General features: G+C 69.5%; 21 protein-coding genes. 13 read left to right on the top strand and 8 right to left on the bottom strand.

What is annotated here, in order from left to right:
• The first annotated feature begins 46 nt into the window (after positions 1 to 46).
• Positions 47 to 646, top strand: a complete 600-nt coding sequence (locus AB0K67_RS09015; RefSeq protein WP_364055285.1) for an SIMPL domain-containing protein — start codon at positions 47 to 49, stop codon at positions 644 to 646.
• A gap of 63 nt (positions 647 to 709) precedes the next feature.
• Here AB0K67_RS09015 and nadA read toward each other — a convergent pair whose 3' ends face one another.
• Positions 710 to 1,867 carry a quinolinate synthase NadA gene (gene nadA, locus AB0K67_RS09010; RefSeq protein WP_364055282.1) on the bottom strand — a complete coding sequence of 386 codons (1,158 nt, stop codon included), beginning with the start codon at positions 1,865 to 1,867 and terminating at the stop codon, positions 710 to 712.
• A 158-nt stretch (positions 1,868 to 2,025) separates the two neighbouring features.
• On the opposite strand from nadA, the gene erpA reads away from it, so the two are divergent.
• Together erpA and AB0K67_RS09000 are read left to right on the top strand one after the other, a co-directional pair.
• On the top strand, positions 2,026 to 2,379 hold the full coding sequence (erpA, locus tag AB0K67_RS09005) for an iron-sulfur cluster insertion protein ErpA (RefSeq protein WP_364055279.1): 354 nt from the start codon (positions 2,026 to 2,028) through the stop codon (positions 2,377 to 2,379).
• 112 nt (positions 2,380 to 2,491) lie between these two features.
• Entirely contained in the window at positions 2,492 to 3,478 is a 987-nt protein-coding gene (locus AB0K67_RS09000; protein WP_364055276.1) for a carbohydrate kinase family protein, read from the top strand.
• A gap of 200 nt (positions 3,479 to 3,678) precedes the next feature.
• On the opposite strand, the gene AB0K67_RS08995 is transcribed toward AB0K67_RS09000, so the two are convergent.
• The 3 genes from AB0K67_RS08995 to AB0K67_RS08985 all read right to left on the bottom strand — a co-directional run bounded on the left by AB0K67_RS08995 (position 3,679) and on the right by AB0K67_RS08985 (position 5,567).
• Positions 3,679 to 4,113: a CBS domain-containing protein gene (locus AB0K67_RS08995; RefSeq protein WP_364055273.1), complete on the bottom strand. Its 435-nt coding sequence runs from the start codon at positions 4,111 to 4,113 to the stop codon at positions 3,679 to 3,681.
• A 69-nt stretch (positions 4,114 to 4,182) separates the two neighbouring features.
• A complete protein-coding gene (locus AB0K67_RS08990) occupies positions 4,183 to 4,428 on the bottom strand; it encodes a sulfurtransferase TusA family protein (RefSeq protein WP_364055270.1) in 246 nt (81 codons plus the stop codon).
• Entirely contained in the window at positions 4,425 to 5,567 is a 1,143-nt protein-coding gene (locus tag AB0K67_RS08985; RefSeq protein WP_364055267.1) for an aminotransferase class V-fold PLP-dependent enzyme, read from the bottom strand. Before AB0K67_RS08985 ends, AB0K67_RS08990 begins: the two co-directional genes overlap by 4 nt.
• A gap of 383 nt (positions 5,568 to 5,950) precedes the next feature.
• On the opposite strand from AB0K67_RS08985, the gene AB0K67_RS08980 reads away from it, so the two are divergent.
• The 4 genes from AB0K67_RS08980 (at position 5,951) to AB0K67_RS08965 (ending at position 9,977) form a co-directional block, all read left to right on the top strand.
• Complete coding sequence (locus AB0K67_RS08980; RefSeq protein WP_364055264.1) at positions 5,951 to 6,541, top strand: cytochrome c oxidase subunit II; 591 nt, start codon at positions 5,951 to 5,953, stop codon at positions 6,539 to 6,541.
• Positions 6,538 to 8,205, top strand: a complete 1,668-nt coding sequence (ctaD, locus tag AB0K67_RS08975; protein ID WP_364055261.1) for a cytochrome c oxidase subunit I — start codon at positions 6,538 to 6,540, stop codon at positions 8,203 to 8,205. Before AB0K67_RS08980 ends, ctaD begins: the two co-directional genes overlap by 4 nt.
• Positions 8,205 to 8,618, top strand: a complete 414-nt coding sequence (locus tag AB0K67_RS08970; RefSeq protein WP_364055258.1) for a cytochrome c oxidase subunit 4 — start codon at positions 8,205 to 8,207, stop codon at positions 8,616 to 8,618. The genes ctaD and AB0K67_RS08970 overlap by 1 nt, the downstream gene beginning before the upstream one ends.
• A 150-nt stretch (positions 8,619 to 8,768) precedes the next feature.
• Positions 8,769 to 9,977, top strand: a complete 1,209-nt coding sequence (locus tag AB0K67_RS08965) for an Ig-like domain-containing protein (protein ID WP_364055255.1) — start codon at positions 8,769 to 8,771, stop codon at positions 9,975 to 9,977.
• Between the two features lie 216 nt (positions 9,978 to 10,193).
• On the opposite strand, the gene trpD is transcribed toward AB0K67_RS08965, so the two are convergent.
• Positions 10,194 to 11,240: an anthranilate phosphoribosyltransferase gene (gene trpD, locus AB0K67_RS08960; protein ID WP_364055252.1), complete on the bottom strand. Its 1,047-nt coding sequence runs from the start codon at positions 11,238 to 11,240 to the stop codon at positions 10,194 to 10,196.
• Between the two features lie 6 nt (positions 11,241 to 11,246).
• Positions 11,247 to 11,672: a hypothetical protein gene (locus tag AB0K67_RS08955; RefSeq protein WP_364055249.1), complete on the bottom strand. Its 426-nt coding sequence runs from the start codon at positions 11,670 to 11,672 to the stop codon at positions 11,247 to 11,249.
• Positions 11,673 to 11,851: 179 nt separating this feature from the next.
• On the opposite strand from AB0K67_RS08955, the gene AB0K67_RS08950 reads away from it, so the two are divergent.
• The 4 genes from AB0K67_RS08950 to AB0K67_RS08935 are packed head-to-tail and all read left to right on the top strand — an operon-like array spanning position 11,852 to position 16,123.
• Positions 11,852 to 12,505, top strand: a complete 654-nt coding sequence (locus tag AB0K67_RS08950) for a heme-copper oxidase subunit III (protein ID WP_364055246.1) — start codon at positions 11,852 to 11,854, stop codon at positions 12,503 to 12,505.
• Positions 12,506 to 12,519: 14 nt separating this feature from the next.
• On the top strand, positions 12,520 to 13,329 hold the full coding sequence (locus AB0K67_RS08945; protein ID WP_364055243.1) for a c-type cytochrome: 810 nt from the start codon (positions 12,520 to 12,522) through the stop codon (positions 13,327 to 13,329).
• Complete coding sequence (locus tag AB0K67_RS08940; RefSeq protein ID WP_364055240.1) at positions 13,326 to 14,438, top strand: Rieske 2Fe-2S domain-containing protein; 1,113 nt, start codon at positions 13,326 to 13,328, stop codon at positions 14,436 to 14,438. Before AB0K67_RS08945 ends, AB0K67_RS08940 begins: the two co-directional genes overlap by 4 nt.
• Positions 14,435 to 16,123 (top strand): ubiquinol-cytochrome c reductase cytochrome b subunit, encoded by a 1,689-nt coding sequence (locus AB0K67_RS08935; protein WP_364055237.1) that lies wholly within the window; start codon positions 14,435 to 14,437, stop codon positions 16,121 to 16,123. Before AB0K67_RS08940 ends, AB0K67_RS08935 begins: the two co-directional genes overlap by 4 nt.
• 940 nt (positions 16,124 to 17,063) lie before the next feature.
• On the opposite strand, the gene AB0K67_RS08930 is transcribed toward AB0K67_RS08935, so the two are convergent.
• Both AB0K67_RS08930 and AB0K67_RS08925 read right to left on the bottom strand, forming a co-directional pair.
• Entirely contained in the window at positions 17,064 to 17,351 is a 288-nt protein-coding gene (locus AB0K67_RS08930; RefSeq protein ID WP_364055234.1) for an Lrp/AsnC ligand binding domain-containing protein, read from the bottom strand.
• Between the two features lie 17 nt (positions 17,352 to 17,368).
• Positions 17,369 to 19,093: a DEDD exonuclease domain-containing protein gene (locus AB0K67_RS08925; RefSeq protein WP_364055231.1), complete on the bottom strand. Its 1,725-nt coding sequence runs from the start codon at positions 19,091 to 19,093 to the stop codon at positions 17,369 to 17,371.
• Between the two features lie 75 nt (positions 19,094 to 19,168).
• Between AB0K67_RS08925 and AB0K67_RS08920 the strand changes: the two genes are divergently transcribed.
• The gene (locus AB0K67_RS08920; RefSeq protein ID WP_364055228.1) at positions 19,169 to 20,680 is read left to right on the top strand and encodes a serine/threonine-protein kinase; all 1,512 of its coding nucleotides are present in this window, start codon (positions 19,169 to 19,171) and stop codon (positions 20,678 to 20,680) included.
• The gene (locus AB0K67_RS08915; protein WP_364055225.1) at positions 20,670 to 22,133 is read left to right on the top strand and encodes a serine/threonine-protein kinase; all 1,464 of its coding nucleotides are present in this window, start codon (positions 20,670 to 20,672) and stop codon (positions 22,131 to 22,133) included. The genes AB0K67_RS08920 and AB0K67_RS08915 overlap by 11 nt, the downstream gene beginning before the upstream one ends.
• Positions 22,134 to 22,716: the final 583 nt, after the last annotated feature.

The following is a 22,716-nucleotide window of genomic DNA, read 5'->3' as shown; positions in this document are numbered from 1 at the left end:
TACCCGATCTAGGATCGGGGCCTGGACCCACCTGAGGGGGTTGCCCGTGGACATCACCGTGATCGGCGAGGGCTCGGTCCTGGCCGCGCCCGACATCCTGCGGCTGCACGCGGGCGTGGAGGTCCGCAGGGCCTCCGCGGCCGAAGCGTTCTCCGCCGCCCGCGCCGCCGCGACGCGGCTCGCCGAGGCGCTGGACCGGGCGGGAGTGACCGCCCGCGACGTGACGACGGTCGAGCTGTCCCTGGGCCCCGAGTACGCGGCGTACCCCAAGGTGTCGGCCTACCGGGCGGCGCAGGGCGTGGAGGCCGTCGTCCGCGACGTGAGCAGGGCCGACCACGTCATCGACACGGTGGCGGGCGTGGGCGAGGAGGTCAGGCTCAACGGCGTGGCGTTCGAGCTGTCCGACCCCGCGAGGGCGCTGGCCGAGGCCAGGGAGCGGGCGTTCAGGGACGCCGCCGCCAAGGCCGTCCAGTACGCCGCGCTGGCGGGCCGGCCGCTCGGCCGCGTGGTGTCGGTGAGCGAGCTGCGCCAGGCCCCGCCGCAGCCGATGCGGGCGGCGGCGCTGGCGGCCGAGGCCGGGGCCTCGATCAGCCCCGGCACGCGGCAGGTCACGGTCTACGTGGAGGTCGGATACGACTTCGCCTGACCCTTGCGCGGGTACGACTTCGCGTGACCCTCACCGGGTCACTTCGCGCGACCCGGCACCGGGTTACGGCAGCGCCAGCATGCGGTCGAGCGCGACCTTGGCCCAGTGGGCGGTGTCGTCGTCCACTGTGATCTGGTTGACGACCTCGCCGAGCACCAGCGACTCCAGCGCCCACACCAGGTGCGGCAGGTCGATGCGGTTCATCGTGGAGCAGTAGCAGACCGTCCTGTCGAGGAACGAGATGTTCTTGTCGGGGAAGGTCTGGGCGAGCCGCTTGACCAGGTTCAGCTCGGTGCCGACGGCCCAGCTCGAACCGGCCGGCGCGGCTTGCAGCGTCTTGATGATGTACTCGGTCGAGCCGATGTAGTCGGCCTTGGTCACGACCTCGTGGCGGCACTCGGGGTGCACGAGCACGTTGACGCCGGGGATGCGGGCGCGCACGTCGTCCACGGACTCGGCGGTGAAGCGGCCGTGCACCGAGCAGTGGCCGCGCCACAGGATCATCTTCGCCCGCTCCAGCTCCTCGCGGGTCAGGCCGCCGTTCGGGCGGTGCGGGTTCCACACCACGCAGTCGTCGAGCGACATGCCCATCTCCAGCACGGCCGTGTTGCGGCCCAGGTGCTGGTCGGGCAGGAACAGCACCTTCTCGCCCTGCTCGAACGCCCAGTCCAGGGCGCGGCGGGCGTTGGACGAGGTGCACACCGCGCCGCCGTTGCGCCCGCAGAACGCCTTGATGTCAGCGCTGGAGTTCATGTACGTGACCGGTACCACCACGTCGGCGAGCTCCGCGTCCTCCAGCTCCTCCCAGCACTCCTCGACCTGGTCGTAGGTCGCCATGTCGGCCATGGAGCAGCCCGCCGCCATGTCGGGCAGGATCACCTTCTGGCCGTCGCCGGTCAGGATGTCGGCGGACTCGGCCATGAAGTGCACGCCACAGAAGACGATGTACTCCGCCTCGGGGCGCGCCGCCGCCTGCTGGGCGAGCTTGAACGAGTCGCCCGTCACATCGGCGAACTGGATGACCTCGTCGCGCTGGTAGTGGTGGCCGAGCACGAACAGGCGGTCGCCGAGCGCCTCCTTGGCCTTCCGGGCGCGTTCCACCAGCGCGGGGTCGGAGGCGGGAGGCAGCTCGCCGGGGCAGTCGACCCCCTTCTCACTGAGCGGATCGGCTCCCCTGCCGAGGACGAAAAGCGGCAGTCCGGTCTGGGTGGCCATCGCCATACCCCCTTATCGTCGGTTTGACGATACTCATGATGACATACCGCCGAAACGGTTTATTCCGGGATGTCCGGTACTCGGGAATGTGTGGACACTCGCAGGTGTTGGTAGCGTCATCTGTAGGACGTCGAAAACAGACAGCCGGGTTAGGGAGTCAGCAGATGACGGTTGAGAGCAGCGAGACCACGGCACAGGGCCTGATCCTGACTGACGCGGCCGCCGCCAAGGTCAAGAGCCTGCTGGAGCAGCAGGGTGAAGAGGGTCTGCAGCTGCGGGTCGCCGTGCAGCCGGGCGGGTGCTCCGGCCTGCGCTACCAGCTCTTCTTCGACGACCGTTCGATGGACGGTGACGTCGTGTCCGAGTTCGGTGGTGTGAACGTGGTCACCGACCGGATGAGCGCTCCCTACCTCATGGGCGCGACCATCGACTTCGTCGACACCATCGAGAAGCAGGGCTTCACGATCGACAACCCCAACGCCACGGGCTCGTGCGCCTGTGGTGACTCGTTCAACTAAGAGCGGGTCGTCCGCAACCACCGCAAGGTCCCGTCCGCCTTTGAGCGGGCGGGACCTTCGCGTATTCTCGTGGGGCTCATTTGGCCTGCTGACAACGAGGAAGAAGAATCCCGTGCGCATCGCCGTAACCGGCTCCATCGCGACAGACCACCTGATGACGTTCCCCGGCAGCTTCGGCGACCAGCTGATCGCCGAGCAGCTCGACCGGGTGTCGCTCTCCTTCCTGGTCGACGATCTGCAGATCCGTCGCGGGGGATGCGCGGCGAACATCGCCTTCGGAATGGCCTGTCTCGGCCTGCGGCCGATCCTCGTGGGCGCCGTCGGCAACGACTTCGCCGACTACCGCTCCTGGCTGGAGCGCCACGGCGTCGACTGCGACTCCGTGCACGTCTCCGAGACCCAGCACACCGCGCGCTTCCTGTGCACCACCGACGAGCACCACAACCAGATCGCCTCCTTCTACACCGGGGCCATGGCCGAGGCGCGGCTCATCGAGCTCAAGCCGGTCGCCGACCGTGTGGGCGGGCTCGACCTGGTCCTGATCAGCCCCAACGACCCCGACGCGATGCTGCGCCACACCGACGAGTGCCGCCAGCGCGGCATCCCGTTCGCCGCCGACATCTCCCAGCAGCTCGCGCGCATGGAGGACGAGCAGATCCGCCAGCTCGTCGACGGCGCCGCCTACCTGTTCTCCAACGACTACGAAAAGGGCCTCATCGAGCAGAAGACCGGCTGGTCCGACGCGGAGATCCTCGACCGCGTCGGCGTCCGGATCACCACGCTCGGCCCCAAGGGCGCGGTCATCGACCGCAAGGGCGAGCCGTCCATCCAGGTCGCCCCCGCCCCCGAGCGCGGCAAGGCCGACCCGACCGGCGTGGGCGACGCCTTCAGGGCGGGCTTCCTCGCCGGCCTGGCCTGGGGCCTGTCGCTGGAGCGGTGCGGGCAGATCGGCAACCTCACCGCCACGCACGTGCTCGAGCGCGTGGGCGGTCAGGAGTACGAGCTGGGGCAGAAGGAGTTCCTGGAGCGCTTCGGAGCCGCGTACGGCGCCGACGCGGCCGCGGAGATCGCCCAGCACGTCCGCTGCTACCACCCCTGACCGATCCAGGGCCTTTTCCGCACGCGAAAGGCCCCTTTCACGCGCCAGGCCGGGCCGCTCACCGGCGGTCCGGCCCTTTCTGACATGCGCCCGGTACGGCCCCGCCCAGGCGCTCAGCGTGGTGCGACGGGCGCTCGGCCGGGCGTCCCGCGTGGCGCGCGGGCGCGCAAAGCGGCGTGCTCTGAGCGGCGCGCGGGCGCTCAGTGCCGCGCGTAGACGCGGTGCACGAACTCGGCGAGCTGGTCGTCGCTCAGGTGCGCGGCCAGGTCCGCCTCGCTGATCATGCCGACCAGCCGGCCGCCGTCCATCACCGGCAGCCGCTTGATCTGGTGCTCCTCCATGCGTGAGAGCGCCTCCTCCACCGTGGCGTCCGGCGCTACCCAGACCAGTCCGGTGGCCAGCTCGCCCGCCGTCGTCTTGGCCGGGTCGTGCCCCGCGGCGATGCACTTGATCACGATGTCGCGGTCGGTGATGATGCCCGTCACCCGGTCGTCGGGCCCGCACACGGGCAGTGCCCCCACTTCGTGCTCGCGCATGAGCTGCGCGGCCCTGTCGAGGGTTTCGTGCGTGCTGATGCACTCGGCGCCCGTGCTCATGACGTCGCGTGCGCAGTTGTGCGACTGTGAGCTGATCATGGCTTTCCCCTGGTGTCGGCGACTTCCTTCGGAAGTCCCCTACCCCCCATACAGGGACAAATCGGACCCCTAGTAATTGCGGCGGACGTGGATGGCCCAGCCGCCCTCGGGCAGCTCGTACGAGCCGACATGGCGATGCGACTTCAGCCTGCACCACGCCGGCACGTCGTTGTACGCCGCGGGATCGTCGGCCAGCACGGCCACCACCGCGTTCAGCGGGACGTGGTTGATCTGCTCGGCGAGCATGATGATCGGGATCGGGCACTTCTTCCCGAGCGCGTCGATCGTCAACGCCGGCTGGGTAACCTCGGTCATGCGACTCCTGCGTCCTGGCGGATGCGGTGCACCAGCTCGGGCAGCACGGCGAGGAACGCGTCGACCTCGGCCGCTGACGTGCCCCTGGGCAGCGACACCCGGACATTGCCATGCGTCAGCACGCCCATCGCTTCAAGAACGTGCGATGGACGAAGCGTACTAGCGGTGCACGAACTTCCGGAGGATACCGCGAAGCCCGCCTTGTCCAGTTCGGTGAGCAGCGCCTCGCCGTCGACGTACAGGCACGAGAAGGTCACGATGTGCGGCGCCCGCTCGACCGGGTCGCCGATGACCTCCACGTCCGGCACGAGCTGCGGGACCCGCTCCCTGATCCGGTCGACCAGCGCCGACAGCCGGGCCTGCTCCGCCTCCGCCTCGGCGGCCATCGCACGCAGCGCGGCCGCCGCCGCGACCACGGCGGGCACGTTCTCGAAGCCCGGCACTCGCCGGCGCTCGCGCTCGTCCAGCGGCAGGGGAGAGCGGAAGCGCGTGCCCTTGCGCACGGCGAGCACGCCGACCCCGGCAGGGCCGCCCCACTTGTGCGCGCTGGCCGTCAGCACCGACCAGCCCGGCGGGATCGGCAGCCGCCCGGCCGTCTGCGCCGCGTCCACCAGCAGCGGCACGCCGTGCTCCCGGCAGGCGGCGGCCACCTCGGCGACCGGCTGGAGCGTGCCGACCTCGTGGTTGGCCGTCTGCAGGCACGCGAGCGCCGTGCCCGGCCGCGCGACCGCCTCGGCGAAGGCGGCGGCGTCGGCTTTGCCGGTGATGTCCACGCCGACCGTCTCGACCGTCCCGCCGTCGCGTTCGTGCACTTCACCGGCGTGCAGGACGCTCGAATGCTCCACGGCACTGGTGACCAGGTGGCGCCCGGCCCTGCGCCTGCCGTGTAGGGTTCCGAGCACACCGAGATGCACGGCCTGTGTGCCGGACGAGGTGAACGACACCTCGTCGGGTCGCGCGCCGAGCACCTCGGCCACCTCCGTGCGGGCCTGCTCCAGCAGCAGGTGCGCACGGCGGGCAGCGCCGTATAGTCTCGCGGGGTCGGCCCAGCCGGCGTCCAGCGCCGCCAGCAGCGCCTCACGCGCCTGGGGGTGCAGCGGTTCGGTTGATGCCGCATCGAAGTACGCCACGAGACTCATCGTCCCACTTCCGGCGCCATGGAGGGGTCGCGCGGTGGGGCGAGGCACCTGCACGCTAATGTGTCTGCAATCAAGCTGTGCATCAGGAAATACGAGCGCCCAGGGGAAAGACTCTTGGGCTTCATCTGTGGGGTAGGCGATCCGTGAGTCCGACTCGCCGTACGACGCGGCGTTCGTTGGCCCGGCGCAGGGTGCCACGCGCCGCCGCTTTGGCGTTGCTGCTGGCCACTGCTACGGCGTGTGCTAATGACGTCCCCGAGGCCAAATGGTCTCGCGGCCTTCTTCCCGATCACGTCACCGAGCAGGGCGGGGTCGTCCAGAGCCTGTGGAACGGGGCTTGGATCGCCGCTCTCGCCACGGGCGCCGTCGTCATCGTTCTGATCTTGTGGGCGTCGATCTTCCACCGCAAGCGCAGGGCCAAGGCCGACCTTCCGCCGCAGGTGCGTTACAACCTGCCCATCGAGATCCTCTACACGGTCATTCCGCTGGTGATGGTCTCGGTGTTCTTCTTCTTCACCGCGCGCGACAGCGAGACGCTCACCAAGGTGAGCGGCGACGCGCCGGTCAAGGTCAAGGTCGAGGCGTTCCAGTGGAGCTGGCGCTTCACCACGACCTACAAGGGCAAGACGATCGAACCGGTCGCGGGCGTGCCGGTCAGCGACTACAACCAGGGCCCTCAGCTGGTCCTGCCGAAGAAGACGAAGGTCGAGTTCGACCTGTCGACCGACGATGTCATCCACTCGTTCTGGGTGCCGGAGTTCCTCTTCAAGCGTGACGTCATCCCCGGCATCCCCGAGGACAACCCCGGCCGTAAGTTCGAGATCACCACGCTCGACAAGACCGGCACCTTCGCCGGCCGCTGCGCCGAGCTCTGCGGTGTCGACCACAGCCGGATGCTCTTCTCGGTCAAGCTCGTGGACCAGACCGAGTTCGAACAGTACATCGCGACCCACCAGGCTGGGAGTGCCCAGTGACCGCCATCCAAGAACCACTGACGACGACGCCGCGGGTCCGGCCCAGCACCAAGGGCCAGATCATCGCGAAGTGGATGAGCTCGACCGATCACAAGATCATCGGGCACATGTACTTGATCACGTCGTTCGCCTTCTTCCTCATCGGCGGCGTGATGGCGCTGGTCATGCGGGCCGAGCTGGCGCAGCCGGGGCTGCAGTTCACCACCAACGAGCAGTTCAACCAGCTGTTCACCATGCACGGCACGATCATGCTGCTGATGTTCGCGACGCCGCTGTTCGCCGGCTTCGCGAACGAGCTGATGCCGCTGCAGATCGGCGCCCCCGACGTGGCGTTCCCGCGCCTGAACATGGTCAGCTACTGGCTCTACCTGTTCGGCAGCATCATCGCCGTCTCCGGCTTCTTCACCCCGGGCGGTGCCGCCTCGTTCGGCTGGTTCGCCTACACGCCGCTGTCCAACGCGATCAACTCGCCGGGCATCGGCGGTGACCTGTGGATCATGGGTCTGGCGCTGTCGGGTCTCGGCACCATCCTCGGTGCGGTGAACTTCATCACCACGATCATCTGCATGCGCGCGCCCGGCATGACGATGTTCCGGATGCCGATCTTCACCTGGAACGTCCTGCTGACCAGCATGCTCGTGCTGATGGCCTTCCCGGTGCTGGCCGCCGCGCTGCTGGCGCTCGAGGCCGACCGCAAGCTCGGCACCCACATCTTCGACTCCGAGTTCGGCGGCGCGCTGCTGTGGCAGCACCTGTTCTGGTTCTTCGGCCACCCCGAGGTGTACATCATCGCGCTGCCGTTCTTCGGCATCGTGACGGAGATCCTGCCGGTCTTCAGCCGCAAGCCGATCTTCGGTTACATCAGCCTCATCGGCGCGACGATCTCGATCGCCGGTCTGTCCATCACGGTCTGGGCGCACCACATGTTCCCGACCGGGCAGGTGCTGCTGCCGTTCTTCTCGTTCATGACGTTCCTCATCGCGGTGCCGACCGGCGTGAAGTTCTTCAACTGGATCGGCACGATGTGGCGCGGGCACCTGACGTTCGAGTCGCCGATGCTGTTCTCGATCGGCTTCCTCGTCACGTTCCTGCTCGGCGGTCTGACCGGTGTCATCCTGGCCTCGCCGCCGCTCGACTTCCACATCAGCGACACCTACTTCGTCGTGGCCCACTTCCACTACGTGGTCTTCGGCACCGTCGTGTTCGCGATGTTCGCCGGGTTCTACTTCTGGTGGCCGAAGTTCACCGGCAAGATGCTCAACGACAAGCTCGGCAAGCTGCACTTCTGGCTGCTGTTCATCGGCTTCCACACGACGTTCCTCGTCCAGCACTGGCTCGGCATGCTCGGCTTCCCGCGCCGCTACGCCGACTACAGCGCGGCCGACGGCTTCACCGACCTCAACCTGCTGTCGTCGGTGGGCGCGTTCATCCTCGGCGCCTCCACGCTGCCGTTCTTCTACAACGTCTGGAAGACCTGGCGCAGCGCGCCCAAGGTCACCGTCGACGACCCGTGGGGTTACGGCGGTTCGCTCGAGTGGGCGACCTCCTGCCCGCCGCCGCGGCACAACTTCACCTCGCTGCCGCGCATCCGGTCCGAGCGCCCCGCGTTCGACCTGCACTACCCGCGCACCTCGAGCAAGTCCACCGAGGAGGTTGAGGCCTGATGAAGGTCCAAGGTTGGCTGTTCCTGCTGTGCGGGGTCTTCTTCGCCGGCGTCGACATCGCGTACTGGTTCTGGACCAAGGCCGCCACCGGTCAGGGTGAGCCGGTCGGCACCACCGCGATGGCCATCTCGGTCGGGTTCGCCTTCATGGTGGGCTACTACCTGATGTTCACCGCGAAGCGCATCGGCGCCCAGCCGGAGGACAACAAGCAGGCCGAGATCAGCGAGGGTGCGGGCGAGCTCGGGTTCTTCAGCCCGAGCAGCTGGTGGCCGCTGTTCCTGTGCCTGGCGGCGGCGTTCGCCTTCGCCGGGTTCGTGATCGGCTTCTGGATGTTCCTGATCGGGGTCTTCCTCGTGATCATGGCCATGATCGGGTTCGTGTTCCAGTACTACCGGGGCCACTTCTCGCACTGAGCCACTGAGCCGCACACCTGAAGCGGGCGGCCTCCCTTGGGGGAGGACGCCCGCTTTTTGGTGTTCTTTAACGGTGTACGGATGTGGTGATTCGATCACTCAGGGTAATAAGGAGGCGGAAGCGGTTCGATAAGGGACGAGGGAGTACTCGTGGGGCGCGGTACGTATGGATGCGGCCTGCTGGCCATGGCGCTGCTGGCGGCGTGCTCGGCGGGCGAGCCGGCCGACGACCCCAAGAAGGGCGTCGCCATGGCGGGCAAGGCCTACAGCGCCCCCGTGGGCGTCACTCCGGCGGACAAGTCGTCGAACGTCCCCACCGACCGGCCCGTGGTCGTCTCCGCCCAGGGCGGCACGCTCAAGAGCGTCCGGGTGGACGGCGGCAAGTCGGGGCCGCTGAAGGGCGTGCTGAGCGCCGACCGTACGCGCTGGCGCAGCCTCGGCACCGCCAGGCCCGGCGCCTCGTACACGGTGACCGCGGTCTCCGTGGACGCCACGGGCAAGGAGCACGAGACCACCAGCAAGTTCAGCACGGTCAAGGCCACCAAGACGTTCGACATCGAGAGCATCACCCCGAACAAGGAGGTCACCGGCCTGACCGTCGGGGTCGGCATGCCGGTGATGATCGCCTTCGACCAGCCCATCCAGGACCGGGTGGCCGTCGAGCGCAACCTCATCATCCGCAGCTCCAAGCCGGTGGAGGGGGCCTGGCACTGGTTCGACGACCAGCACGTGGACTTCCGGCCGAAGAAGTACTGGCCGGCCAGGACCAAGGTGCGGGTGGAGGCCAAGCTGGCGGGCGTGCGCGGCGGGCCCGGCATGTACGGCAAGCGCGACGTACGACTCGACTTCAAGATCGGCCGCCAGCAGATCACCAAGGGCAGCGTCAACGAGCACGTGCTCGTGGTCAGGCGGGACGGCAAGAAGATCCGTACGATGCCGATGAGCGCAGGCCAGGGCGGCCAGTGGAAGTACCACACGACCTCGGGCATCCACCTGGCGATGTCCCGCGAGCCCGTCACGATCATGACCTCGCCCGGCATCGGGCCCGGCCAGCCCGGCTACTACCAGATGACCGTCTACAACACCGTCCGCATCTCCAACAGCGGTGAGTACGTGCACAGCGCGCCCTGGTCGGTCGGCTCGCAGGGCCGCGCCAACGTCAGCCACGGCTGCGTGAACATCAGCCCGGCCAACGCGATCTGGTTCCTCAAGAACACGCTGATCGGCGACCCCATCATCATCACCGGCTCGCCGCGCAAGCTGGAGCCCACCAACGGCTGGGGGCACTGGCAGGAGGACTGGAAGCAGTGGCTCAAGTGGAGCTCGCTCAAGGCCGGTCCCACCATCGCACTGTCCTGACCGCGCGTACCTCGTCGCCTCCGGCGCGACGCGCGCTCCTGAGGCGCTGACGGGCGGGATCCCGTTCCGAGGCGCTGAGAAGGACGCTCACGGCATGAAAACGGCGCCGCCACTCCTGGTGAGGGGCGGCGCCGTCGCGCCAGGTCAGAGTCCTCTCAGAGCCGTCTCGGCGGTGGCGCTCCCGTGGGGGGAGCCGGGACGCGAGAAGGCCAGGGGTCAGGAGCGCGGGAAGGCGCTGCTGACCTCGATCCAGCGCTCCAGCGTGGCCTTGGCGGCGCCGGAGTCGACGGCCTGCGCCGCGCGGGCGTAACCGTCGATCATCGCGGAGTCGAGGTCGTCGCCGGGCCCGTCGAGCGCCACGAGCGCCGCGGCCGCGTTGAGCAGCACCGCGTCGCGCACCGGCCCCGTCTTGCCCTCCAGCAGGTCGTGCACGGCCTGGGCGTTGAACGCGACGTCGCCGCCGCGCAGCGCGCCCACGTCGGCCCGCGGGATGCCGAGCACCGCCGGGTCGAACGTGGTCTGCGTCGCCGTGCCGTCCTTGACCACCCAGACGGTGGAGGTGGCGGCGATGGTCAGCTCGTCGAGGCCGTCGTCGCCGCGGAAGACCAGGGCGGAGACGCCGCGCTCGGCGAAGACGCCGGCCAGCACCGGCAGCATGCGGGCGTCGTAGACGCCGATGGCCTGCGCCGACGGGCGGGCCGGGTTGGTCAGCGGGCCGAGGAAGTTGAAGATCGTCGGAACGCCGATCTCCTTGCGCGTCGGACCGGCGAAGCGCAGCGCCGGGTGGTAGACCGGCGCGAAGCAGAAGGCGATGCCCGCCTCGCGCGCCACCTGCGCCGTCTGCTCGGGCGTGAGATCGAGCCGGATGCCGAGGTGCTCCAGGACGTCGGCAGCGCCGCACGAGGACGACGCCGCGCGGTTGCCGTGCTTGACCACCCTGGCGCCCGCGGCGGCGGCCACGATGGCGGCCATCGTCGAGACGTTGACCGTGTGGGCGCGGTCGCCGCCGGTGCCGACGATGTCGACCACCGGGCCCTCGACCTTCAGCGGCGTGGCCAGCTCCAGCATGGTGCGGGCCAGGCCCACCACCTCGGCCACGGTCTCGCCCTTGGCCCGCAACGCGACCACGAAGGCGGCGATCTGGGACGGCGTCGCGGCGCCGGACATGATCTCCCGCATCGCCCAGGCCGACTCGTCGGAGGTGAGGTTCTCTCCCGACAGGAGAGCGTTGAGCAGGGTTGGCCAGGTCGTCCGGGAGTCCATGGTCACCTACTTAGCGTTGAGACGGGTGGCGGAGCGGCGGCGCATGAGGTCGGCCACGGTGTCGGCGAGCACCAGCGGCTCGAGCGGCTGCGAGACGACGGCGTCGGCCTTGGACCACTCGGCCAGCCAGCGGTCGTCGCGCCTGGCGATGATCAGGCAGATGGGCGGGCAGTCGTAGACCTCGTCCTTGGCCTGCCGCGAGACGCCCATGCCGCCGGCGGGCTGGGTCTCGCCGTCGAGCACGGCGACGTCGATCTCACCGGAGCCCAGCCACTGGTGCACCTTGGGCTCGGTGGCGCACTCCACGATCTCCACGAGGGGTACGTCGGCCGCGGGACGCCTGCCGATGGCCTGGATCACCTCGGCCCTGGTGGCGGCGTCGTCGCTGTAGACGAGGACTTTCATCTTCTCGTCGGTGCTCCCACTGGACATCGGTCGCGCTCACTATCAGTCGAAGAGGTATGGTCACCTGGGATCGTACCGGTGCGTGGGCATGCGTACCCAGGCCACCATGCCTGGCGGGTGTTTTATGGCGATTATCCCAGGTTGGTCGGTGGTTCGTACCTGCTAACGGGGGGTCGTGCGCCGGACCGACCACCGGAGCCGCAATAATGCTGCCCGTGGCGACAGCATCCGCAATAACTTCGACGACGACAGCACAGTCGTACCGCAGACCCAACCTGGTCAGCGTGGGCACGATCGTGTGGCTGTCCTCTGAGCTCATGTTCTTCGCGGCGCTGTTCGCGATGTACTTCACCATCCGGTCGGTGAGCGTCGGGAAGGGCCTCGAGTGGGGTCCGGCGCTGCTCCCTGCGGGCGCAGAGGCAGGCGACGTCGCTCATCTGAACATCCCGTTCGCGACGGTCAACACGATCATCCTGGTCCTGTCGAGTGTGACGTGCCAGCTGGGCGTGTGGGCCGCAGAGAAGGGGCAGGTCGGAAAGCTCCGCTTCTGGTACGTCGTCAGCTTCCTCATGGGCGCGATCTTCATCGCCGGGCAGCTGTACGAGTACGGCGAGCTGGCGTCAGAGGGCGCGACCTTGTCCGCTAACGCTTACACCTCGGTGTTCTACCTGACGACGGGCTTCCACGGCCTGCACGTGACCGGTGGCCTGATCGCGTTCCTCTTCATGCTGGGACGCACGTACGCCGCGAAGCGCTTCACGCATGAGCAGGCCACCAGCGCGATCGTCGTGTCCTATTACTGGCACTTCGTAGACGTCGTCTGGATCGGTCTTTTCGCGACCATCTACATCATTCGTTAAGGAACGGGATCTCTGTGACTAGGATCACCGCTTGGCGGCGGCATCCCCTCGCGAGATACGCCGTCCTGATTTTGGCGTTGGCGCTGGTCGGGATGGTATACGCCGCCTTTGTCCAGGCGGGTAAGCCTGCCGACGCGGCGCTGGCGGCCGGCAAGGTCGACGACGTGGCCGAGGGCAGGAGCCTGTTCGTACAGCACTGCTCCAGCTGCCACGGCATGAACGCGGAGGGCACCAGCTCGGCGCCCACGCTCATCGGTGTCGGCGCCGCGGCCGTCGACTTCCAGATGAGCACCGGCCGCATGCCGGCGGGCGCGCCCGGCCCGCAGGCGCCGCGCAAGCCGCCGGCGAACTGGGTCAACGAGACCACGACCCGCCAGATCGCCGCCTACGTCCAGTCGCTCGGCGGCGGGCCGCAGGTGCCCGGCCACGAGCAGGTCGACCCGAAGCTCGGTGACGCCGGCAAGGGTGGTGAGCTGTTCCGCGCGAACTGCATCCAGTGTCACAACTGGGTGGGCGCGGGCGGCGCGCTGACGCAGGGCAAGTACGCGCCCAACCTCAACGAGGCGACGCCCACGCAGATCTACGAGGCGATGATCACCGGCCCGCAGGCGATGCCGGTCTTCAACGACACGACGATCACGCCCGAGGAGAAGCGGAGCATGATCGCCTACATCACCCAGGTTCGCGAGCAGAGGGACCCGGGCGGCTTCGGTCTCGGCCGCATCGGCCCGGTCACCGAAGGTCTCGTAGCGTGGGTGGTGGGCCTGAGCGCCCTCGCACTCGCCGCCATCTGGATCACCGCGAAGAAGCGACAGAAGTCATGACAGACAACGAGCACGAGATCGAGCAGCCGGACGAACGCGTCCCCAAGCGCGTCATCGGCACCCCCGCACCGGGCACCTCGATGCTCGGCACCGAGGAGGCCGACAAGGCCGAACGCGACGTCCCCGGCGTGACGCTGCAGGACGAGGCCAAGGCGCGCAAGGCCGAGAAGATCGTGGCGCTCTGCTTCACGATCACCTTCCTGGCCGCCATCGCGTTCATCATCTCCTACGTGGTGTTCCAGGTCGGCAGTCCCGAGGCCACGGGCACCTCCAACCTCGCGCTGGGCTCCTCGCTCACGGTCGCGATCCTCGCCCTGGCGATCGGCATCGTGATCTGGGTCCGCCAGATCATGCCGAAGTACTCGCTGGTGCAGGAGCGCCACACGATGGCCTCCGACGAGGACGACCGCGAGGTCGTGAGCGAGACGTTCGTGCAGGGCGCCAACGAGAGCGGCTTCGTCAAGCGCAAGCTGCTCCGCCGCACCCTGCTGCTGGCCGCCGCGCCGCTCGGCCTGGTCCCCCTGGTCATGCTGCGCGACCTGGACAACAGCAAGATGCCAGGCGCCAAGTTCAACAAGACGCTGCGGCACACCGTCTGGGGCACCACCAACAAGGAGGGCAAGCCGCTCAGGCTCGTCGTCGAGGGCACCGGCCAGCCCATCAGGGCGGCCGACTTCAACTCGCCCGGCGGCATCCTGTCGGTCGTGCCCGAGGGCTACGAGCACGACCTCAACGCCCTCGCCAAGGCCACGCTGATCCTGATCAAGTTCCGTCCCGAAGAGCTCAAGGACGGCACCAACAAGAACTGGACGCACGACGGCATCGTCGCGTACTCCAAGATCTGCACCCACGTGGGCTGCCCCGCGGCCCTGTACGAGCAGAACACCCACCACATCCTCTGCCCGTGCCACCAGTCGACGTTCGACGCCGCCGACGGCGCGAAGGTCATCTTCGGCCCGGCCGCCCGGCCGCTGCCGCAGCTGCCCATCACCGTCGACTCCGAGGGCTACCTCATCGCCAAGGGCGACTTCGCGGTGCCTGTCGGACCCAGCTACTGGGAACGCGGTGACGCGGAGGCCGAGGCCAGGTCGAAGGGAGGCCAGGCATGAGCACCGAGCTCAAGTCCGCGCCCAAGGCCATCGCAGGCCCGTCGAACTGGCTCGACGAGCGTCTCGGCGGTGCCAGTTTCCTCAAGCGCAACATGCGCAAGATCTTCCCGGACCACTGGTCGTTCCTCCTGGGTGAGATCGCGCTCTACTCCTTCATCGTCCTGCTGCTGACCGGTACGTTCCTGACGCTCTGGTTCAAGCCCAGCATGATGGAGGTCGCCTACGACGGCTCGTACGCGCCGCTCAAGGGCGTCATGATGTCCGAGGCCTACGCGTCGGCGCTGGAGATCAGCTTCGACGTCCGCGGTGGTCTGCTCATCCGGCAGATGCACCACTGGGCGGCCTTGCTCTTCGTGGCCGGCATGATGGTCCACGCGCTGCGTGTCTTCTTCACCGGCGCGTACCGCAAGCCGCGCGAGATCAACTGGCTCATCGGCGTGCTGCTGCTGACGCTGGCGCTCGCCGAGGGCCTGACCGGCTACTCCCTCCCCGACGACCTGCTCTCCGGCGCCGGTCTGCGGATCACCGAGGGTGTGGCGATCTCGCTGCCGCTGGTCGGCACGTACATCACGTTCTTCCTGTTCGGCGGCGAATACCCGGGTGAGGATGTCATCTCCCGGTTCTACTCGCTGCACATCCTGCTCATCCCGGGCATCATCCTGGCTCTGGTCTCCGCCCACATGGTGCTCATGTGGGTGCAGAAGCACACCCAGATGCCGGGCAAGGGCCGGACGAACAAGAACGTGGTCGGCGCGCCGTTCTACCCGGCCTTCATGGCGAAGGCGGGCGCGTTCTTCCTGTTCACGCTCGGCGTGATCACCGGTCTGGCGACGTTCACCCAGATCAACCCGATCTGGCTGTTCGGCCCCTACACCCCGGCCGACGTCTCCGCCGGTTCGCAGCCCGACTTCTACATGGGCTTCCTCGAAGGCGCGCTGCGCATCATGCCGCCGTGGGAGATCAACCTCTTCGGCACCGCCCACGCCGGCACGCTGCCGCTGAGCGTCATCATCCCGGCCCTGGTGCCGATGGGCATCATCATGACGGGCCTCGCGCTCTATCCGTTCCTCGAACGGTGGATCACGGGCGACAACCGCGAGCACCACATCGCCGACCGTCCGCGCAACAACCCCCACCGCACCTCGATCGGCGTCTCCGCCATCACGTTCTACGGGGTGCTGTGGCTGCTCGGCGCCAACGACGAGATCGCGGCCAACTTCCACATCAGCCTCAACTGGACCACCTACGCCGGTCGAGTGCTGATCTTCGTCGCCCCGGCCCTGGCCTACCTGATCACGTACCGGATGTGCCTCGGCCTCCAGCGCGCCGACCAGGCGATCATCTCGCACGGCGTGGAGTCCGGCGTGATCAAGCGGCTGCCGCACGGTGAGTTCATCGAGGTCCACACGCCTCCGTCGGAGGACATGGAGGCGCACATGCGCGGCAAGGAGCCCGTGCCGATGCTTCCGGTGGACGAGGACAACTCGGGCATCCCGCCGAAGGGCATGCGCGGGCCGCTCGGCAAGCTGCGTGGACGCATGTCCCGTGCCTACGGCGGGGAGAAGATCCCGCTGGAGGACCCGCACGGGCACGGCCACGACGAGCACGACGAGCACGGGGAGGAGCACGCCGCCGTCGGCGCCGGTGCCGGCGCGAGCGACGAGCAGCACAGCATCACCCGCTGATCCCTGACGCCACAACCGCACGGGCCCGGCCGAGCACCTCGCTCGACCGGGCCCGTCGGCGTTTCCTGAGGCATTTCGCGGGGGCCTGCGGGGCCGGAAAACGCGCCGTTTCGCGAGGGGCTGGGGAACGCGCCGGACACGTCTCGCGCGCCGCACTGCGTTCCTGCTGAAGGTGACACGCCCGCTTACGTTCGTGCGGAAGGCGACACGCCGTTCACGCACGTCTCGACGCCCGGCGGGCGGACGGCGCGTGGGAGCGTCGCCGCGCCACCAGGGTGTCGCTCACGCCACGGGCGAGGCGCTGACCTCCGATCGTTCGCGGCACGGAGCTGTGCCGGGCCGGCTGCGTCGTGAGGGCGTCTGCGCGGGTGGCACGCGCTACGTCGGCCGGGGCGCGGCGGTCCGTGCCCGCCTGCCCGTCAGCGGCGACCGGGCGCGCCGTGTGTTCGCTTGCTCGCCCCAGGGCCTTTCAGCGGGCCGTGAGGGCGCCGGGGGTGCGCCGCTTACGTCAGCGCGGCTCCGCGAGTGCTGTCCGGTCGATGCGGGAGCGGGCCGGCGGCGTGCGTGCGCCTGCGGGCCGCGACCGAGTCCGGCCAGGGCGCCGGGAAGGCGCACCCGCGAGAACGGTTCACGCAGAGGCGCCTTCGTGCACGCGGGCGCGCGCATTCCTGCACGGGGGCGCGCAAGCGGGCAGGGAAGGGCGGCTGACCTGCTCAGGGCGTGCGCGGGTGGGGGTGGCGGCCGGTCGGCTCGGTGGGCGTTCGGGGTGGGACGCGTGGAGCGCACTATCTGCTCGCACAGGCCCAGAGGGACCGGCCGATGGGCAGCACTGAGTGGCCGACCGGGTCGGCGGGGGACGCCAGGGCGCGGTCGGATTGAAGGGGGCGCGGCCCGACAGGTGCGGGCCGCGCCGGTTTGCGAGGTGTGGTCGGTGGCCGAGTCAGTCGGCTTCGGGGAAGCCGATGGAGAAGGCGGCGTCGAGGTCGTGGCGGGAGTAGGCGCGGAAGGCGATGTGCGTCTCCGTGTTGAGCACTCCGGGCACCTTGTTGATCCGCCCCGGGACGACCTCGGCGATCTCCTCGTAGGCGGCGACCCTCACCATGGCCAGCAGGTCGTACTCGCCGGTGATGGAGTAGACCTCGCTGACCCCTTCGATCTCGGCGATCGTCTGGGCGACCTCCGGGATCCGGTCTACCTCTGCATTGATGTGGACGATAGCCGTGACCATGCCACAACTCTATCGTTTCACCTCAAAGGTCGCCCCTCCCGAGGACGGCGTTGATCAAGATGCCGGTACGCGAGGTCAATGCGCGCCTTATGTCGCGCCGCACCCCACGCGGGCAGGCTCCACTCGCCGTCGACCTCCACCAGCCGCACCCCCGGCGACTCCAGCCAGCGCAGGATGCACTCGGTCTCCTCGGCGCTGGCCGCGTGGACCGGCCCGGGACCGGGTTGCACCGACTCGGCGCCGGCCTTGAGCGCGGTCACGAAGGGAGTCGGGTGGGTGCCCTTGGGCATGACCCCGGCGGCGGCCAGACGGCCGTACCGGATGACGTGGATGTCCCAGCCGCCGCCGAAGGCCGGGCTCGCGGCCACTAACTCGGGGATGCGGGTGATGGCGCTCAGCCGCTGCATGCGGGCCGCCGTACGGACGAAGGAGGCGAGCCGGTCGCGATCGACGGACGCCTCCTCGTAGCGCTGCTCGACCGAGAGCCGCTCCATGCGGGCGGTCACGGCGGTGAAGACGGGGGTGGCGTCCTGGGTCATGGCGCGGCGCGCGTTCTCGACGTGGACGGCGTACTCCTCGGGGCTCTCGCGTCCTTCGCAGGGCGCGCCGCAGCGGCCCATCTCGTGCAGCACGCACGCCGAGCGCCGGGTGCGCAGGGTCACCGGCTGCGTGCACTGCCGCAGCGGGACGGCCTCGTGGAGGGCGATGCGGGCGTCGTCGGCCAGCCGGGCGCTGCTGAACGGCCCGAGATAGGTGGCGCCGTCGTCTTTGAGATCGCGCACGATCGACAGGCGCGGGAAGACCTCGCTGGTCAGCTTCAGCCACAGCATCTTCTCGGGGAAGCGGGAACGGCGGTTGTAGCGCGGCTTGGCCCCGCCGATCAGGCGCAGCTCCCTGACCTCGGCCTCCAGCGCGGTGGCGCAGACGATGTGGCGCACCCGCTCGGCGATGCCGATCATCTCGCGGATGCGCGGCCGGGTCTCGCCCGCGGTGAAGTAGGAGCGTACGCGGTTGCGCAGGTTGGTGCTCTTGCCGATGTAGAGGATCTCGCCGCGCGCGTCCTCGAACATGTAGACGCCGGGCGCGTGGGGCACGGACTCGGCGAGGTGGCGCTTGCGCTGCTGCTCGGGCGTGGGCGCGCGGACGAACGACTTGAGCTCTTCGAGCGTGTGGACCTGGAAGGACCCGGCCCGCTCGATCAGCCCGTGGAGCACGTCGACGGTGGCGCGGGCGTCCTGCAGCGCGCGGTGGCACGGCTCGACGGGGCTGCGGAAGAACCTGGCCAGCGTGGACAGCTTGGCGTTGGGGATCTCGTCGCGGGTCAGCACGCGCCGGGCGAGATCGACGGTGTCGAGCACGGGATTGGCCGGCGGGGGATAGCCGAGCGCGGCGCAGGCCGCCTTGATGAAGCGGGTGTCGAACCCGGCGTTGTGCGCCACCAGCGTGGCGCCCCTGATGAACTCGAGGAAGCTCGGCAGCACCGACTCGATCTTCGGTGCGGCCATGACCATGGCGTCGGTGATGCCCGTCAGCACCGAGATGAACGGCGGGATCGGCCCCCCGGGATCGACCAGCGTGGAGAACTCGCCGAGCACCTCGCCGGCCCGCACTTTGACCGCGCCGATCTCGGTGATCGCGTCCTCGGCGGGCGCGCCGCCGGTCGTCTCGAGGTCGAACACGACGAACGTGACGTCGCTCAGCGGCGTGCCGAGCTCGTCGAGGGTGCCTTGAACCGGGTCCACGTTCCAAGACCATAGAAGGACGGACCGACAGGAACGAGTAAGCACCCCCCTTGATCCTTAGTTACCCTTCCCTTTATGTCCGCGGGAAGACTTGCCGGTCGCTACCTCCTTCTGCGCCCTCTGGGCGCGGGCGGCATGGGGAAGGTGTGGCAGGCCAGGGACGAGATGCTCGAGCGCGATGTCGCGGTCAAGGAGCTCACGCTGCCCGAGGGCATGTCGGAGAAGGAGCGCGCCGAGGCGGTGACGCGGGCGGTGCGCGAGGCGCAGGCCATGGCGCGGCTGCGCCATCCCGGCATCGTGGCCCTGCACGACGTGGTGGTCGAGCAGGACCGTCCATGGCTGGTCATGGAGCTGCTGCGCGGCCGTACGCTGGGCGACACCATACGCGACTTCGGCCCGATGCCCGCCGACTACGCGGCCAGGGTGGGCGCCGACGTCCTCGAGGCGCTGATGGCCGCCCACGCCCAGGGGCTGCAGCACCGCGACGTCAAGCCGGGCAACGTGTTCCTGACCGAGAGCGGCCGGGTGGTGCTGACCGACTTCGGCATCGCCAGGCAGGAGGGCCAGGCCACGCTCACCCAGCAGGGCCTGATGGTCGGCTCGCCCGGATTCATCGCGCCCGAGCGGCTGGAGGGCCACCCCGGGGGTCCCGCCAGCGACATGTGGTCGCTCGGCGCCACGCTCTACGCCGCGCTGACCGGCACGCCCGCCTACGTCGGGTCGGTGGCCGAGCGCGTACGCGCCACGCTCACCCAGCCGGTGCCGGTCGCGCCGGGTCCGCTCGGGCCCATCGTGGCCGCGATGATGGCGCAGAACCCCGCCGCACGCCCCGAGTCCCGGCTGGTCGTGCAGGCGCTCAGACAGGTCGCCGCGGGCGGCCCGGCGCCCGCGCTGCCGGTCCCCGAAGTGCCCACCCAGCCGAGCGGGACGGGAGGTCACGGCCGGATGGCCGTGCTGGTCGCGGCAGTCGTGGTGGTGGCGCTGGCCGCGGCGGCCACCACCGTGTTCCTGTGGCTGCGCGACCGCGACGGCGCCGCGGCGGCCGGGTTCACCACGCCCATGGACGTCTGCACGATGATCAGCAAGCAGGAGCTGAGCGGCATCCTGCGTACCAGGAACCTGCCCGAGGACCAGCCGGACGCCGACGAGGCGGGCCCGGAGTGCGCCTGGACGCTTCCTCAGGCCGGGACCGGCGTGAGCATCCAGGTGCAGAAGGACTCCGACACGGTCGATCCCTGGTCGATGACCGAGGCGTCGGCGCGCAAGCTGTACCAGAGCCAGAAGCGCTGGTGGAGCAGGTACGACTCGCTCGACTGGACCTGGCCCGAGATCGGCCAGAAAGAGAGCACCAAGGCCGCCCGCACCCCGTTGCGCGACATCCCTGAGCTCGGCGACGAGGCGTTCGGCTTCGAGCTGGCGGGCCCCACCGGCCAGATGCACACCTCGTACATCATCTACCGGGTTGCCAACCTCGTGGTGGCCGTCATGTACACCACGCTCGCCGACGGGCCGACCGACGAAGACATCAAGCAGCGGGCTCTGAGAGCCGCGCAGGCGAGCATACGGACGTTGCGCGATGGTGGCTGAGCTCTATCTCCTGGCGGGCCGCTACCGGCTCATCGAGCGGCTCGGCCAGGGCGGCGCCGGCACGGTGTGGCGGGCCATCGACGAGGTGCTCGACCGGCAGGTCGCCGTCAAGCAGGTACGCGTGCCCGAGGGCATGTCCCAGCGCGAGCACGCCGAGTTCATCGACCGCGCCATCCACGAGGCCAGGTCCGCGGGACGGCTGCGCGACCCGGCCATCGTGCTCGTCCACGACGTCGTCATCGAGGGCGCGCAGCCGTGGATCATCATGGACCTGGTCAGCGGCCGCTCGCTCGACAAGGTGATCAAGGAGAGCGGTCCGCTGCCCCCGGGGTACGTCGCCGCGATCGGGCTGCGCGTGCTGTCGGCGCTGGAGGTCGCGCACGCCCACGGCATGCTGCACCACGACGTCAAGCCGGCCAACATCCTGCTCGACGCCGACGGCACGGCGATGCTCACCGACTTCGGCATCGCCACGCCGATGAGCGGTCAGGGCGGTCCCTTCGGCCACGCGGGCTCGCCCGGCTACATGGCTCCAGAACGGCTCAACGAGCAGCCCTCGGGCCCCGCGTCCGACCTGTGGTCGCTCGGCGCGAGCCTCTACACCGCGGTCGAGGGGCGCGCGCCGTTCGACCGCGGGATGCCCGCCGCGATCGCCGCCGCGGTGCTGCTGCACGAGCCGCCGTATCCGGCCAGGGCCGGCCGCCCCCTGGGCGACCTGCTGATGGCCATGCTCGCCAAGGACCCGGCGGCGCGGCCGCCGGCGGCGCACGTACGCCAGGTGCTGTCCGCGGTGACCACCATGACGACCCCATCGGGCACCTCCACCGCGCCCCGGCCCGCCCGGCGCCGCCGGTGGGTGCTGCCCGTGGCGCTCGCCGCCGTCGCGGTGCTGGGCGCGGGCGGCTGGTACGCGGTCAGCGCGCTCGGCACGTCCACGGCCCCCGCCGGCCGGTACGCCACCGCGCCCGACCCCTGCAAGCTGCTGACCACCGAGCAGGTCACCAAGCTCATGAAGGCCGACCAGGTCCGCGTGTTGCCCTCCATGACGGGGGAGTGCCAGTGGAAGGACGACACCACTCAGTACATCCTCACCGTGCGGGTCCGGGCCGAGCAGCCCACGAAGGACGTCAGCGGGCCGCAGGTGGCAGAGCGCCGGTTGGCCAGCGAGCGGCGGACGCGGGCCGCGGCCGAGGGCACCTCCCAGCGGCAGCTGTGGGGGAGCGTCCGCGACGTCGAGGGCATCGGGGAGCAGGCGATCCTGCAGAACGGCTGGAAGAGGTATCTCAACTCCGGCACAGAAGGTTCATCGGACAGCCGGTTGCTCTTCCGTACAAGTAACCTGCTGGGCGAGGTCATCTGGCATCGGGAGGATGTCAACGGCAAGACGGAGGCCAACGACGAGAAGACCGCGATAGACGCCGCCCGCCTGGTCGTCGCGGCACTACCGGAATAATCCGACGATCGTGTCGCAAGCGCCTCGCAAGGGGTGTGGCTAGCATGTTTCCCCGCAAGCCAGGGCAACCTCAGGAGTCGCAGTGAATCCCGGTAGTGATTACGGGCCGCCGAACCCCTATCAGGTCCCGGGCGGGCAACCCCAGCCACCACACCCGCCGCAGGACGGAGCGGCAGGCGGTCCTCCCGACGGACCGACCCCTCCGCAGGACGGCCCTCCGGGGCATCCGGGCGGTCCTCCTGGCGGGTATCAGGTCTGGCCTCCGAACGAGCAGCAGCAGCCTCCGCCGCCCCCGGGCGGGTTCCCCGGGCCCTATGGCGGGCCCCCGTACATGCCGCCGAACGGCCCCCACCCCGCCCCGCCGGGCGCCTACCCGCCCCCGGGGAGCGGTCCTTCGGGCTGGCCGCAGGGCGGATACCCGAACGGCCGCCAGGGAGGTCCGCCAAGCGGACCTCACGATGGGAGCGCTCCTGCGGGTTGGTCGCCGAGCGCGTATCCGAGCGGCCCCCAGGGCGGGCCGCCGAGCGGTGCGCAGGACGGGCCGGGAAGCGCTCCTGCGGGCTGGCCGCCGGAGGGTGCCCTG

Origin of the sequence: Nonomuraea sp. NPDC052634, from assembly GCF_040678535.1 — a bacterium.
Lineage (GTDB): Bacteria > Actinomycetota > Actinomycetes > Streptosporangiales > Streptosporangiaceae > Nonomuraea > Nonomuraea fastidiosa.
Note: the sequence above shows the minus strand (reverse complement) of the source record. Positions and strands in the feature narration are given on the sequence as shown.

What these genes read in the sequence shown, in the direction of transcription:
- nadA (WP_364055282.1), bottom strand. Translation starts at nt 1,867, where the DNA reads ATGGCGATGGCCACCCAGACCGGACTGCCGCTTTTCGTCCTCGGCAGG.
- erpA (WP_364055279.1), top strand. Translation starts at nt 2,026, where the DNA reads ATGACGGTTGAGAGCAGCGAGACCACGGCACAGGGCCTGATCCTGACT.
- AB0K67_RS08995 (WP_364055273.1), bottom strand. Translation starts at nt 4,113, where the DNA reads ATGATCAGCTCACAGTCGCACAACTGCGCACGCGACGTCATGAGCACG.
- AB0K67_RS08990 (WP_364055270.1), bottom strand. Translation starts at nt 4,428, where the DNA reads ATGACCGAGGTTACCCAGCCGGCGTTGACGATCGACGCGCTCGGGAAG.
- AB0K67_RS08985 (WP_364055267.1), bottom strand. Translation starts at nt 5,567, where the DNA reads ATGAGTCTCGTGGCGTACTTCGATGCGGCATCAACCGAACCGCTGCAC.
- AB0K67_RS08970 (WP_364055258.1), top strand. Translation starts at nt 8,205, where the DNA reads ATGAAGGTCCAAGGTTGGCTGTTCCTGCTGTGCGGGGTCTTCTTCGCC.
- trpD (WP_364055252.1), bottom strand. Translation starts at nt 11,240, where the DNA reads ATGGACTCCCGGACGACCTGGCCAACCCTGCTCAACGCTCTCCTGTCG.
- AB0K67_RS08955 (WP_364055249.1), bottom strand. Translation starts at nt 11,672, where the DNA reads ATGTCCAGTGGGAGCACCGACGAGAAGATGAAAGTCCTCGTCTACAGC.
- AB0K67_RS08950 (WP_364055246.1), top strand. Translation starts at nt 11,852, where the DNA reads ATGCTGCCCGTGGCGACAGCATCCGCAATAACTTCGACGACGACAGCA.
- AB0K67_RS08940 (WP_364055240.1), top strand. Translation starts at nt 13,326, where the DNA reads ATGACAGACAACGAGCACGAGATCGAGCAGCCGGACGAACGCGTCCCC.
- AB0K67_RS08935 (WP_364055237.1), top strand. Translation starts at nt 14,435, where the DNA reads ATGAGCACCGAGCTCAAGTCCGCGCCCAAGGCCATCGCAGGCCCGTCG.
- AB0K67_RS08930 (WP_364055234.1), bottom strand. Translation starts at nt 17,351, where the DNA reads ATGGTCACGGCTATCGTCCACATCAATGCAGAGGTAGACCGGATCCCG.
- AB0K67_RS08920 (WP_364055228.1), top strand. Translation starts at nt 19,169, where the DNA reads ATGTCCGCGGGAAGACTTGCCGGTCGCTACCTCCTTCTGCGCCCTCTG.
- AB0K67_RS08915 (WP_364055225.1), top strand. Translation starts at nt 20,670, where the DNA reads ATGGTGGCTGAGCTCTATCTCCTGGCGGGCCGCTACCGGCTCATCGAG.